The organism is Neisseria sp. HMSC067G12, from assembly GCF_001812725.1.
Lineage (GTDB): Bacteria > Pseudomonadota > Gammaproteobacteria > Burkholderiales > Neisseriaceae > Neisseria > Neisseria perflava.
Map to the genome: position 1 here is coordinate 162,482 of NZ_KV810212.1, position 13,742 is coordinate 176,223.

Annotated in this window: 12 protein-coding genes and 1 riboswitch; of the genes, 1 reads left to right on the top strand and 11 read right to left on the bottom strand. The window is 52.5% G+C overall.

Features of this window, described 5'->3' with window-relative positions:
- Nucleotides 1–32 precede the first annotated feature (32 nt).
- From HMPREF2871_RS08335 to gcvT, 7 genes are all read right to left on the bottom strand, one after another.
- Nucleotides 33–746 (bottom strand): GntR family transcriptional regulator, encoded by a 714-nt coding sequence (locus tag HMPREF2871_RS08335; protein ID WP_004519550.1) that lies wholly within the window; start codon nucleotides 744–746, stop codon nucleotides 33–35.
- Between the two features lie 261 nt (nucleotides 747–1,007).
- Nucleotides 1,008–1,427 (bottom strand): OsmC family protein, encoded by a 420-nt coding sequence (locus HMPREF2871_RS08340; RefSeq protein ID WP_003679886.1) that lies wholly within the window; start codon nucleotides 1,425–1,427, stop codon nucleotides 1,008–1,010.
- Between the two features lie 111 nt (nucleotides 1,428–1,538).
- The gene (gene thiD, locus HMPREF2871_RS08345; RefSeq protein WP_039862072.1) at nucleotides 1,539–2,348 is read right to left on the bottom strand and encodes a bifunctional hydroxymethylpyrimidine kinase/phosphomethylpyrimidine kinase; all 810 of its coding nucleotides are present in this window, start codon (nucleotides 2,346–2,348) and stop codon (nucleotides 1,539–1,541) included.
- A gap of 224 nt (nucleotides 2,349–2,572) precedes the next feature.
- A complete protein-coding gene (gene gcvP / locus HMPREF2871_RS08350) occupies nucleotides 2,573–5,425 on the bottom strand; it encodes an aminomethyl-transferring glycine dehydrogenase (RefSeq protein ID WP_004519547.1) in 2,853 nt (950 codons plus the stop codon).
- A gap of 55 nt (nucleotides 5,426–5,480) precedes the next feature.
- Nucleotides 5,481–6,032 (bottom strand): DNA-3-methyladenine glycosylase I, encoded by a 552-nt coding sequence (locus HMPREF2871_RS08355; RefSeq protein WP_049343559.1) that lies wholly within the window; start codon nucleotides 6,030–6,032, stop codon nucleotides 5,481–5,483.
- Nucleotides 6,033–6,139: 107 nt separating this feature from the next.
- Nucleotides 6,140–6,538, bottom strand: a complete 399-nt coding sequence (gene gcvH, locus HMPREF2871_RS08360; RefSeq protein WP_036492952.1) for a glycine cleavage system protein GcvH — start codon at nucleotides 6,536–6,538, stop codon at nucleotides 6,140–6,142.
- A 146-nt stretch (nucleotides 6,539–6,684) separates the two neighbouring features.
- On the bottom strand, nucleotides 6,685–7,785 hold the full coding sequence (gene gcvT, locus HMPREF2871_RS08365) for a glycine cleavage system aminomethyltransferase GcvT (protein ID WP_004519543.1): 1,101 nt from the start codon (nucleotides 7,783–7,785) through the stop codon (nucleotides 6,685–6,687).
- Between the two features lie 210 nt (nucleotides 7,786–7,995).
- A riboswitch (glycine riboswitch) is annotated at nucleotides 7,996–8,093 on the bottom strand.
- A 206-nt stretch (nucleotides 8,094–8,299) separates the two neighbouring features.
- Here gcvT and ubiB point away from each other — a divergent pair.
- Nucleotides 8,300–9,811: a ubiquinone biosynthesis regulatory protein kinase UbiB gene (ubiB, locus tag HMPREF2871_RS08370; RefSeq protein ID WP_049336409.1), complete on the top strand. Its 1,512-nt coding sequence runs from the start codon at nucleotides 8,300–8,302 to the stop codon at nucleotides 9,809–9,811.
- Nucleotides 9,812–9,886: 75 nt separating this feature from the next.
- Here the strand turns inward: ubiB and HMPREF2871_RS08375 are convergent, their stop codons facing one another.
- The 4 genes from HMPREF2871_RS08375 to HMPREF2871_RS08390 form a co-directional block, all read right to left on the bottom strand.
- Nucleotides 9,887–11,257 carry a chloride channel protein gene (locus HMPREF2871_RS08375; protein WP_049343557.1) on the bottom strand — a complete coding sequence of 457 codons (1,371 nt, stop codon included), beginning with the start codon at nucleotides 11,255–11,257 and terminating at the stop codon, nucleotides 9,887–9,889.
- Between the two features lie 77 nt (nucleotides 11,258–11,334).
- Nucleotides 11,335–12,555, bottom strand: a complete 1,221-nt coding sequence (argJ, locus tag HMPREF2871_RS08380; protein ID WP_049343556.1) for a bifunctional glutamate N-acetyltransferase/amino-acid acetyltransferase ArgJ — start codon at nucleotides 12,553–12,555, stop codon at nucleotides 11,335–11,337.
- A gap of 42 nt (nucleotides 12,556–12,597) precedes the next feature.
- On the bottom strand, nucleotides 12,598–13,290 hold the full coding sequence (locus HMPREF2871_RS08385; RefSeq protein WP_141747883.1) for an LrgB family protein: 693 nt from the start codon (nucleotides 13,288–13,290) through the stop codon (nucleotides 12,598–12,600).
- A 5-nt stretch (nucleotides 13,291–13,295) separates the two neighbouring features.
- Nucleotides 13,296–13,640 carry a CidA/LrgA family protein gene (locus HMPREF2871_RS08390; protein ID WP_049343552.1) on the bottom strand — a complete coding sequence of 115 codons (345 nt, stop codon included), beginning with the start codon at nucleotides 13,638–13,640 and terminating at the stop codon, nucleotides 13,296–13,298.
- Nucleotides 13,641–13,742 lie beyond the last annotated feature (102 nt).

The following is a 13,742-nucleotide window of genomic DNA, read 5'->3' on the forward strand; positions in this document are numbered from 1 at the left end:
ATTTCAGACGGCCTTTTTCATTGTCAAACCGATTACATCTCGAGTTTCTGTTCCAAGCGTTCCATACACGCGCCCAAGTGACGGCGCATGACTTTGGTCACACGGTTGCGCTTGCCTGCCAGCAATAAATCGAGGATTTCTCGGTGTTCATGGTGCGAATTGGAATCGATGTTGCGCTTTTCTTTGCGAAGCGGATCGGAAACGGCCACAATCAATGAAGAGCGCGCGCACAAGGTATTCATGATTTCAAACAGGACATCGTTGTCCAGCAGCCGCGCCAATTCGACATGGAAGGCATTGGACAGGCGGTTCCAACCCACGCGGTCGCCGCTTTCGGAGGCTGCGCCCTCTTGCTCAATCATGGCATAAAGCGGTTGCAGACGCGTTTCCAAATCAGGCATATCGATAAGGACGCTCAAAATCATGCTTTCCATTTCGATACGCGTGTTGAACACGTCTTTCATTTCTTTCAAGTCCGGCACATGGACAAATGCGCCGCGGTTGGGCTGCAAATCGACGATTTTATCGTGCGCCAAAAGCGATAATGCGCCACGCACGGTATTGCGGGAGCAAACCATTTGTCGGCAAAGCTCGGACTCGGTCAGTTTTTTGCCCGGCAGCAGCAGATGGTCGGTAATACCGTCCAAAATCAATGCGTACACGCGGAAGAGTTCCGAATCGTGACGTTCTTCCAAAATAAGCGATGAAGTTGCAGGCGCAACGTTGGTATTATTTTCGTAATCCATAATGTTTCCCCAATATCCGTATTAAGGCGCAAGCGTTTACAAACCTGCAGCTTTCGGGGGTGTTTAAAATATAATTAAAAATTGTTGACAATGTTAAACGAAACTTGCACAATGAGATCAACAAGCCAAGTTATAAAGGCTGATAGAGAGAGAGAAAAAGGAATAAAAAGCAAGCAGATATATTCATGTTAATGCGTGAATATATCTGCTTTTTTTGTGCGTAGCCGGTTCACGCTCCGGCACTCCCATCCTGAAACCGCCCTATTCTGTTTCGACGATCTCGAAGCTGTGGCTCATTTTTGCCGCTTTACCCAGCATAATCGATGCGGAGCAATATTTTTCGGCAGACATCTGTACGGCGCGTTCAATCGCGCTTTCTTGCAAATCCCGACCATACACTTTGAAGTGGATATGGATTTCGGTAAACACGCGCGGCGCGGTGTCGGCGCGTTTGGCAGTCACTTCGGCACGGCAGTCGGTAATTTTTTGACGTTGTTTCTCGGCAATCATCACGACATCGATGCTGGAGCAGCCTGCTACACCCAACAACAGCATTTCCATCGGGCTGGGGCCGCGTTTGACTTCGCCTTCAGCCGCCGCGCCTTCCATCACAACGCTGTGTCCGTTTGCCGTTGTACCGACGAAACACATTCCGTCTATCCATTTTGAGGTAACTTGCATGGTGTCTTTTTTATCCGTAAAAGCATTAATCTGACATTGTAAACAATTTCAAGTGATAAACCTAGTCAGGCCGTCTGAAAAATACAATCAATTACAATTGGCCTAAACGCATTATTCGTCCCGATACGCCCAATGATTGACCGGCCCGTGCCCTGCCCCGATGCCCAAAGGATGGGAAATGGCGGCGGCAATATAGTTTTTTGCCGTTTGAACCGCCTCGGGCACGCTAAACCCTTTTGCCAACTCGGCAGTAATGCAGGCCGAAAACGTGCAGCCCGTGCCATGCGTATGCGGCGTTGGGAAACGTTTGCTGTTCAGCTCAATGGTTTCGTATGGCGTAAACAGCCAGTCGGTGCAATATTCGCTTTGGCTGTCGGCAAGATGGCCGCCTTTAATCACCACATTTTTCACACCCCAATCCTGAAGAATTTTGGCGGCGCGTTCCGCATCTTGACGGTTTTCAATATTAATACCCGTCAATGCCTGCGCTTCAGGCAGATTGGGGGTCAATACGTCCGTATGCGGCAGCAGCAGGCGTTTCATGGCTTCGACGGCTGAATTTTCCAACAACGGCGCACCGCCTTTGGCAATCATAACCGGATCCAACACGCGTTTGCCGAAATCGCATTCGGCAGTTTGTTCCGCCACGCATTCGATGATTTCCGCCGTACCCAGCATGCCGATTTTATAGGCGCGGATTTGGAAATCCTCCTGAATCGCAGCAATTTGCGCGGCAATCATGTCGGTCGGTATCGAATGCACTGCCGATACGCCCAAAGTATTTTGTGCGGTAACCGCGGTCAGTACACTGGTACCGAACACGCCGCGCATCTGAAATGTCTTCAAATCCGCCTGTATGCCCGCGCCGCCTCCGGAATCTGAGCCGGCAATCGTCAGCGTTTGAATAAAAAGTTCGTCCATCGTGTCCTCCTGTTTTTCAGACGGCCTTGTGTTTATCGTTGTTGAGAGCAGTTTGGTTTTATCCGCAAACAAAGGCATTCGCCGTCTATTTTTCCGAATGCCTTATCTGTTGTTTTACCAAAAACAAATGTATGTTCTCGGGCGAAATATCTTAACAAACAAAAGGCCATCTGAAAACTATTTTCATTTTCAGACGGCCTGTTCAATTTTAAACCTATTCAGGCTTAATCTTCGTATGCATCAATCGGCAAGCAGGAGCAAACCAGATTGCGGTCGCCATACACTTCATCTACCCGTTTGACGCTCGGCCAGAATTTGTTTTCGCGCACGAAAGGCAGCGGGAAGACGGCTTCTTCGCGGGAGTACGGATGCGCCCATTCGCCGGTTACATCTGCGGCGGTATGCGGAGCGTTGACCAGCGGGTTGTCCTCTTTCGGCCATTCGCCGCGCTCGACTTTCAGCACTTCCTGTTTGATTTGTTTCAGGGCGGCGATGAAGCGGTCGAGTTCGGCTTTGCTTTCGCTCTCGGTCGGCTCGATCATCAGCGTACCGGCAACAGGGAAGGAAACCGTCGGTGCGTGGAAGCCGTAGTCCATCAGGCGTTTGGCGATGTCGGTTTCGGTGATGCCGCTTTCGGCTTTGAGCGGACGCAAGTCGACGATACATTCGTGCGCGACGCGGCCATTTTTGCCTGTATACAGAATCGGATAGTCTTCGCTCAGACGTTTGGCAACGTAGTTGGCGTTGAGCAATGCCCAGCGTGTTGCCTGCTCCATGCCTTGTTTGCCCATCATGGTCAGGTACATCCAAGTAATCGGCAGGATGGACGCAGAACCGAAGGCCGCAGCAGCAACGGCGGTTTGGTCGGCACTGGCGCTGTGGATGTCGGTCAAAGCATGTCCCGGTGCAAACGGGGCAAGGTGGGCTTTCAAACCGATAGGGCCGACGCCCGGACCGCCGCCGCCGTGAGGGATACAGAAGGTTTTGTGCAGGTTCATGTGCAACACGTCCGCGCCGACTTCGGCAGGCTGCATGATGCCGATTTGGGCGTTGAGGTTGGCGCCGTCCATGTAAACCTGTCCGCCGTTTTCATGGATGATGCGGCAGATGTCGCGGATGCCTTCTTCATACACGCCGTGGGTGGACGGGTAAGTAATCATGATGGCGGACAAAGCGTCGCGGTATTGCTCGGCTTTGGCTTTCAAATCGTCGATGTTGACGTTTCCGTGTTCGTCGGTATCGACAACGACGACTTTCAAACCCAGCATAGCGGCAGTCGCAGGGTTGGTGCCGTGGGCGGATTTGGGAATCAGGCAGATGTTGCGGTGTCCCTCGCCGTTGGCTTCTTGATAGCGGCGGATGGAGAGCATGCCACTGTATTCGCCCTGCGCGCCGGAGTTGGGCTGGAAGGAAATCGCGTCAAAGCCGGTGATGGCTTTCAGGCTGTTTTCCATGTCGGTCAAAAGCGCGTAGTAGCCTGTGGCTTGGTCTTTGGGGGCATAGGGGTGGATGTCGGTGAACTCTGCCCAAGTAATCGGCAACATTTCCGCAGTCGCATTGAGCTTCATGGTGCAGCTACCGAGCGAAATCATGCTGCGGTTCATCGCCAAGTCGCGGTCTTCGAGTTTCTTCAGATAGCGCAGCATTTCGTGTTCGGTGTGGTAACGGTTGAATACGGGATGTTGCAGAATGTCGTCTTGACGCAGCAATTCGGCATTCAGACGGCCTTTGACGTCATCGGCAAATGCGAACGTATCCTTGCCGGTAAACGCGCGGTACAAATCAACCAAATCTTCGTATGCCGATGTTTCATGGAATGCAGCCGCAACTTGAGTATCGTTGACGCGGCGCAGGTTGTAACCCGACTCCAAAGCAGCGGCAAACACTTGGTCTGCTTTCTCTTTGCTGCCGAAATCAACGGTAACGGTATCGAAGAAGACTTTGTGAACCACATTCAGGCCGTCTGAAACCAGCGCATCGGCAAAGGCAGAAGCCAGCGCATGAATGCGGTTGGCAATGCGTTTCACGCCTTCCGGGCCGTGGTAAACGGCATACATACCGGCCAAGTTCGCCAGCAATGCCTGTGCGGTACAAATATTGGATGTCGCTTTTTCGCGGCGGATATGTTGCTCGCGGGTGGACAACGCCATGCGCAGCGCGGGTTTGCCTGATGCGTCTTTGGATACGCCGATGATGCGGCCTGGGGCGGAACGTTTGAACTCGTCTTTAAACGCGAAATAAGCAGCGTGCGGACCACCGAAGCCCATTGGCACGCCGAAGCGTTGGGTGTTGCCCAAAGCAATATCTGCGCCCAGTTCAGCCGGAGACTTCAGCAAAACCAAGCTCATGATGTCGGCGGCAACGGCCACGATTGTGCCTTTTGCTTTCAGACGACCGATAACATCCTGCAAATCTTGTACGTCGCCGTCTTTACCGACGTATTGGAACAGCGCGCCGAAGTATTCGCCGTCATCAGCTTGGGCAAAATCTCCAACCACCAGTTCAAAACCGAAATATTTGGCGCGGGTTTTCATCACGTCCAAAGTTTGCGGATACACGCGCGCATCCACAAAGAAACGCTCGGATTTCACTTTGCCCACGCGGTGCGCCATCGCCATCGCTTCAGCAGCGGCAGTTGCCTCGTCCAGCAAAGACGCGCCTGCCACAGGGAAACCGGTCAAATCGATACACACTTGTTGGAAGTTCAACAAAGCTTCCAAACGACCTTGGGCAATTTCCGCTTGATACGGGGTGTAGGCAGTGTACCAACCCGGATTTTCCAATACGTTGCGCAAAATCACGTTCGGCACGCGGGTCGGGTAATAGCCCAAACCGATATAGGATTTGTTGATCACGTTTTTCGACGCGATGCCTTTCAATTTCGCCAACGCGTCCGCCTCGGTCAAAGCTTCGGGCAAATCGAGTTCGGACGGCATACGGATGCTTTGCGGCACGGTATTGCCGACAAAATCGTCCATGCTCTTCTCGCCGAGCGCTTCCAAAAGCGCAGCCTCGTCGCCAAAGCTCAAATGGCGCACGGCAAATTCGTTCGGGTTGAACAATTCAGATAGTTTCATTTCTACTCCTTCGGTGTTATCGATATCAACACTGTTTTTTCTTGCAGATGTTGTTTCAGACGGCCTCCGCCCACTTTGGACGACATGCCAATATTTCCCTATAAACCGGACAGGTTTCCACATGCGCGCCGGGCAGGTAGCCGGTACTCATCAGAAATTCGCCGACGATTTCGCCGCCGACAAATTTGAAATGTTTTTTAAACAGCTTCACCCATTCAGCCTTGTCGAGCGGATGGTGTGTATCCAACCAGTTTTTGAATGAGCCGTATTCTTGCCGTATTTGCTTGATTTGTCGCGCGTTATAAATGGCTGCGTTGATTTTCAGGCGGTTGCGGACGATGCCTGCATCGGCAAGCAGCCGCTCAATTTCGGCTTCGTCAAATGTGGCGACCGTATCGATGTCGAAACCTTTAAATGCCGTCTGAAATGCCCGTTGCTTCTTCAGCATCAGCGTCCAGCTCAATCCTGCCTGATTGATTTCCAACACCAGCCGCTCAAACAATTCATTGTCATCCTCAATCGGAAAACCGTATTGCGTGTCGTGATAATGTTGGTTGGGGTTGTCCGTATCGTCGGGAAGAGTGGCGACAAATTCGCAGTAATTCATGTTTGTTGAGGGAAAATTGAAACAAAGGCCGTCTGAAAGCATTTTTCAGACGACCTAAGACCTGCAATATCAAACAGGCACAAAACCTGTTTGGATGTTTGCAAAAATCAAGCTACTTCGCCTGCGTATTGTTCGGCAGTCAACAGACCGTCGTAATCGGCAGGGTTGGCAGGTTTGATTTTGAAGAACCAGCCTGCGCCGTAAGGATCGCTGTTGGCAGTTTCCGGAGCGCTTGGCAAATCTTCGTTGACGGCAACGACTTCGCCTGCAATCGGCGCGTACACGTCGGACGCGGCTTTTACAGACTCAACCACACCGGCTTGCTCTTCGGCAGCCAGGTTTGCGCCGACTTCAGGCAGCTCGACAAACACGATGTCGCCCAACAGCTCTTGCGCGTGATGGGTAATGCCGACAGTGATGGTACCGTCTTCTTCAAGGCGCAGCCATTCGTGGCTGGCAACGTATTTCAGTTCTGCTGGGATGTTGCTCATGGTTTGATACTCCATTGATAGGGGGTTATTTTCAGACGGCATCTTCATGAATCAATATCCACAGATGCCTTGTTCAATGCTTTCTACAAACGTCCGTATTAGACGACAATTAAAACCTGCTTTCAGACGGCCCTTAACAAATAAGGCCGTCTGAACCGATATTAATCAAACTGTTTTTGACCATTACGCACAAACGGCAGCTTCAATACGCGTACATCCACTTCTTTGCCGCGCATCAGTACTTTGGCAGTATCGCCGTCAAAGTCTTTCGGTACGCGCGCGATGGCGATGGATTGCTTCAGGCTTGGCGAGAATACGCCGCTGGTGGTTTCGCCTTTGCCTTTGTCGGTCAACACTTCCATATGCGCGCGCAGGATGCCGCCTTTTTCGAGCAACAGGCCGACCTGTTTCACGGTAACGCCTTTTTCTTTCAATGCCAGCAAGGCGGCTTTACCGACGAAGTCGCGGCTTTCGTCTTTTAAGTCAACGGTCCAACCCATGCCTGCTTCGAGCGGGCTGGTATTGTCGTCCATATCGTTGCCGTAGAGGTTCATACCGGCTTCCATGCGCAGGGTGTCGCGTGCGCCGAGGCCGCAAGGCTGTACGCCTGCTGCTTGCAGGGCTTTGAAGAATGCGACGGCTTCAGTGCCGGGCAGGATGACTTCGACGCCGTCTTCGCCGGTATAGCCGGTGCGGGCGACAAACCAGTCATTGCCCAAGTCTGCACCTTGGAACGGTTTGAGGCCGTGAATAACGTCTGCCCATTCAGGTTTGACGGTCAGGAGTTTTTCGATGGCTTTCGGGCCTTGTACGGCGAGCATGCCGAGGTCGTAGCGAGGATTGAAGGCAACGCCGAACTCTTGTCCGACTTTGTGGAATTGCGCCGTGTCTTTTTCACGGGTCGCGCCGTTGGACACGATGCGGTATTGTGTTTCGGCTTCGTTGGTGCGGTAAACGATCAAGTCGTCAATCACGCCGCCGTTGTCGTTGAGCAAAGCGGAATAAAGGGCTTTGCCGACAAAAGCGAGTTTGGCGACATCGTTGGCAATCAATTTGCGGAAAAAGGCTTTGGCATTTGCGCCTGCTACGTCGGTAACGAGCATATGGGATACGTCAAACATACCGGCGTCGGTGCGCACGGCTTCGTGTTCGGCGATTTGTGAACCATAATGGATGGGCAGCTCCCAGCCGGCAAAATCTACCAGCTTCGCGCCTGCATCTTGATGGGCTTGATGAAATGGGGTGGTTTTCAGAGCAGTCATTCTCAAGTTTCTCCGGATTTTTTGTTCAGATGCCGCCCGCGCACCTATGCGCGGATGACCCTATCTGTCCTTGAACCTGAGATTTTCGGCCGTATCCGCATGATGGCAAACCAGTCTGCTCACTGCTTTGCGCGGTTGTCTGAATGGTGGTTCAGACGGCCTTCTCCCCTTCGGTGGACGTTATTCAAACGCCGCTCTCCAGATTGTTTGTTTCAATGTGCAGTCCCTGATACCTGAGCGATTTAAGGGTGTCTGCGCCTTCGGTGGTTACATTGTAGTTGGGTGTAACACTCTCCTGCACATTTCCCGATTATGTCTTGAATCGGCAGTTTGGGCAAGTAGCCGACGAATATTTATGATGTGAATATCCGTCTTTTTATTGGGGAGGCAAAACTTGAGCCTTTATAAAATTGTTAGCTATGCGGCAAATGTTTTTGCAAAAGTCTCAGGCCGTCTGAAGCCCTTACCCGTTTTTCCTATATAATTCTGTTTTTTCGATTTATCTGCGTCCATCATGAACCGCCTCAAACGCATCAAAACCATCCTCTGCACGCTCTACCGCTACCGCCTTACCGAGCTGATTGCCTCGCTGGTCCGTCCGGGTTGGGCGCGGACTTTCCTCAATATGCTGCCGCAGTCGTCCAAGTTCAAACACGAAATGCCTGCCGTGCGCCTGCGTTTGGCGTTGGAAAGCCTGGGGCCGATTTTCATCAAATTCGGGCAGGTATTGTCCACGCGTCCCGATTTGATTCCGCACGATTACGCGGTCGAACTGGCAAGGCTGCAAGACAAAGTGCCGCCGTTTGACGCGCAACTTTCACGCTCGCAAATCGAAAAATCACTGGGACAATCCATCGACACTTTATACGCGGAATTTGAAACAGAGCCTGTCGCCAGCGCGTCCATCGCCCAAGTACACAAAGCCCACCTGCATTCGGGCGAACAGGTCGCCGTGAAAGTCTTGCGCCCCAACCTTTTGCCCGTTATCGAACAGGATTTGTCGCTGATGCGCTTTGGTGCAGGCTGGGTGGAGCGTTTGTTTTCAGACGGCAAGCGTTTGAAGCCGCGCGAAGTAGTGGCCGAATTTGACAAATACCTGCACGACGAATTGGACTTGATGCGCGAAGCCGCCAATGCCAGCCAGCTCGGTCGCAATTTCCAAAACAGCGATATGCTGATTGTGCCGAAGGTGTTTTACGACTACTGCACCAGCGACGTGCTGACCATCGAATGGATGGACGGCACTCCGGTATCCGATATTGCCAAACTCAAAGCCGACGGCATTGATTTGCACAAACTTGCCGATTACGGCGTGGAAATCTTCTTCACGCAAGTTTTCCGCGACGGCTTTTTCCATGCGGATATGCACCCCGGCAATATTTTGGTCGCCGCCGACAACCGCTACATTGCCCTCGATTTCGGCATCGTCGGCACGCTGACCGACTACGACAAACGCTATCTCGCCATCAACTTCCTCGCATTCTTCAACCGCGATTACCACCGCGTCGCTACCGCCCACATCGAATCGGGCTGGGTGCCTGCCGACACGCGCGCGGAAGAATTGGAAGCGGCTGTCCGCGCCGTGTGCGAACCGGTGTTCAACAAACCGATTTCGCAAATTTCCTTCGGCTTGGTACTGATGCGCCTGTTTGAAGTCAGCCGTCGCTTCAATGTCGAAATCCAACCGCAGCTGGTATTGCTGCAAAAAACGCTGCTCAACATCGAAGGCTTAGGCCGCCAACTCGATCCCGATTTGGACTTGTGGAAAACCGCCAAACCGTTTTTGGTGCGTTGGATGAACGAACAGGTCGGCCCCAAAGCCCTTTGGCGCAACCTCAAAAACGAAGCTCCCGACTGGGCGCAAATCATCCCTTCCCTGCCGCGCAAAATCAGTGCGTTGGTTGATGAAAACCGCCAACAGGAAATGCGCGATGCCTATGTGCATCTGGTCAAAGTACAGCAACGCCAAAGCCTGTGGTTGGCTGTGATTGCGGTTGTTTTGCTACTGATTTTGCTGTTTAAGTAAACCGTAATACAGCTTTAAACGGCATATAAAAGGCCGTCTGAAATTTAGTTTTCAGACGGCCTTTTATATGCCTATCTATTCTTTTTTCTCATGCGGAACATGTCCGCTTTCGGCTTCGATATGCCGTCTGAAGCGCAGACCTGCGGCGTGATAAAACGGATGCGGCGAGAATTGGCGCGAGACTTGCGAAGCGAAGATGCAAGTCAGCAACATCCAAAACAACAAATTCTGTCCGCCCGTCATTTCCATTACCACTACGGCAGCGGTCAACGGCGATTGGGTTGCGGCGGCAAGGAACGCGGCCATGCAGAGCAAAACCGCGACATTGGACGCGTCGCCCAGTTGCGCGAAAGAAGCCATGTGTTCGCCTATCATCGCACCAATGGTTAAAGACGGCGTGAAGATACCGCCGGGAATGCCTGCCCAGTAGCTGAACACGGTCGCCGCCCATTTTGCGGCAGCCAAGCCGAACGGCGCTTCATATGCGCCTTTAAGAGCGGCTGCGGCTTCGTGATAACCCGTACCATAGGTTTTACCTTGATAAAACGTACCGAGCAACGCCAACAAGATACCCATTACAAAAGCGACCACCAACAAATGACGGCGGATGAAACTGCGCCAGCGTACCGGTGCGAATGCCGCCGCGCCGCGATACAAAAAGCTGCCGAACAATCCGCCAGCCACGCCGCAGACGATGCCCGACACCGCGGCCCACATCAGCATGTTTGGCAGCTCATGCCCTTGAAACCCTGAAAAATACGGGTTGTTGCCCTGTATCGCCACTTGAATGAAACCGGCTGCCAACACGCCCATCAGGATTTGGAGTTCCCAACGCAAAATCACGCCGCGCCCCAATTCTTCGATGGCAAACACCACGCCGGCCAAAGGTGCGTTAAACGCCGCTGCCAAACCGCCGGCCGCACCTGCGGCAATCAAATCGTTTTCCTGCATGCCCCTAAACGCCAGCCCGTGCTTTTTACACCAGGCGCCCCAAGCGTTCATGACCGCCGCACCCACTTGTACAGACGGCCCTTCCCTGCCGATCGATGCCCCCAAAATCATGCCCAAAAACGTCAGCGGAATTTTAAAAAAGGTTTCGCCCAGACGAATCAGACGGGTTTTCTGCGCGCCATACGGCAAAGACAACGAAGCGATGACTTGCGGAATACCGCTGCCGGAAGTGTACGGCGCAAATTTGCGCGTAAACCACGCCAAAAGCGGCAAACCCAGCGGCAAGGCCACCCACGCAAACCATGGATATTTTCCCACCAACAAAGCGTTCCATTCCAAAGCCAAATCCGCCAAGTACGCAAACATCAAAGCCGTCAGGGCAACCAGTGCCGATCCTGCCAGCAAAAACAGAAAGGCAATGCTCTTTTTCGACAGGCGTTTGGTTTGGCGGATTTTGTGGGCGAGGCGCGCCGCCCAAGTCTGTGGAAATTTCATAATAGGCACGCAGTCAATGTGTTCAGACGGCCTTGATACTTTTCTCAAAGGCCGTCTGAAAACAAGGATAAAGGTTTTTAAGAACGGTAATCCGCGTTAATCGACACATACTCGTGCGACAAATCGCAGGTATAGACGGCCGCCGTCGTATCGCCGCGTTGCAAATCGATGCGGACGGTAATTTCCGGACGATTCATCACGGCTTGTCCTGCTTCTTCGGTATAACTTTCCGCACGGCCGCCGTTTTCAGCCACCAACACGTCATCCAGCCACATTTTCAAAGCATCGACATCCAAGTCTTCAATACCGGCATAGCCGACGGCTGCCAACAGACGGCCCAAGTTCGGGTCGGAGGCAAAGAAAGCGGTTTTCACCAAAGGCGAATGGGCAATGGCATAAGCCACTTTGCGCGCCTCTTCTCGGGTTTTCGCGTTTTGCACTTCAACCGTGATGAACTTGGTTGCACCCTCGCCATCACGCACAATCGCCTGCGCCAATTCCAAAGCCAGCGAACCGAGCAATGCTTTGAGCTGCGCATAGCGCGGATCGGCGGTATTATCAATTTCGCTCTGACCGCAACGGCCCGTCGCCATAATCACGAAGCTGTCGTTGGTGCTGGTATCACCGTCCACGGTAATCGTATTGAAACTTTCGTCTGCGATTTCTTGGGTCATCAGCTGCAAAATCGGTTGGGACACTTTGGCATCGGTGGCAATAAACGACAACATGGTCGCCATATTCGGATGAATCATGCCCGAGCCTTTGGCGATACCGGTGGCGCGGACTGTGTGTTTTTCTCCGACCAAGCCTGTACGTGAAGCGGCTTTCGGTACAGTATCCGTCGTCATGATGGCACGAGCCGCGTCCGACCAAAATGCAGGGCGAACTTGCGGCAAAGCGGCCACGATTTTATCCACAGGCAGAGGCTCCAAAATCACGCCGGTCGAAAACGGCATAATCTGATTGGATTGGCAGCCGACCTGTTCCGCCGCCGCCGCGCACACTTTAATCGCGTCCAGACGGCCTTGTGCGCCGGTACCTGCATTAGCATTACCCGTATTGACGACTAAGGCACATACGCCGTCTTGGTCAAACAGATGCGACTTGGCGATATGCACCGGCGCGGCGCAAAAACGGTTTTGCGTAAACACTGCGCCCACCGTATGTCCGCCGCCTAACACCATTAGCGTCAAATCGTCGCGGTCTTGTTGCTTGATGCCGGCACGACCTGTAAACAGACGGATACCGTCGATTTCCAACAATTCGTCTGCACGTTTTTCAGTCAAATTCACAGCCATATCATTTTCTCCTGTTTACACTATTTTCAGACGGCCTAAACGCTATACACCCAATAAGGGAATCAAGATAGGCACCAATATCGCCGTCAACACACCGTTGAGCGTCAAGCCCAAGCCGGCATATGCGGCCATACGGCGGCCGTATTCCAAAGACGCCGCAATACCCATCGCATGCGAAGCCGTACCCAAAGACATTCCCACTGAAGAAGGCATATACAACGCCCCTTTCAACACTTTATATCCGGCCATCTGTCCAAAAAGTCCGGCAATAATCACCGTTGCCGCCGTAATCGCCGGAATACCGCCGATAGACGCCGTGATTTCAATCGCAATCGGGTTGGTCACCGATTTGGGAGCCAGCGACAAAATCACTTCGCGCGAAGCGCCCAGCCATTTGGCAAAATACACGCCCGTGACAATACCTGTCACGCTGCCCGCCAACTGCGACAACACCACCGGCAACCACTGGCTGCGGATACGGTCCCAATTTCGATAAAGCGGCACAGCCAGCAACACGACTGCCGGTTTCAACCAAAAATCAATAAATTGCGAAGCAGAATGGTATAGCTCGTAATCGATGGCAAATACCTTCAAATACCCCATCAACACCAGCGTACTAATCAATACCGGATTACACAGCACATTCCCCGTGCGCGTCCGAATCTGCACCGCCAAAGCATACACGGCCAAAGTCAGGAACAGCATGACCGAGGGCATGCGCAACAGCCCGTCTATATTCATCACATCCACCTCCTGACCCATTCATGCACTTTTCCGGTCACCAATAATACGCAGATCGTACTGCCGATTGTGGCCGTCAAAATCGAAAACCAGTCGTTTGCAATCACATCCAAATAGCTGATGACGGCTACGCAAGGCGGCACCAAAAACAAAGTCAGGTTTGCCATCAAAATGTCTGCCAGCTCTCCCACCCAAGACAATTTGACCCAGCCGGCCTGAAGCGCGGCAAACAGCAAAGCCATGCCGACAATACTGCCCGGCAGCTTCAACCCCAAAATCCAAACGGTTGCCTCACCCAAAGCCAGGCAACCCAATACCACCAATAAGGCACGAATAATATTCATTAAGCCGGTTTCTCCTTATCCTTTTTCAGACGGCCTCAAAAAATTTATTAATCATTGAATCATATCGTGCCACAGGCCGTCTGAAAAGGGAAGAAACGCCTT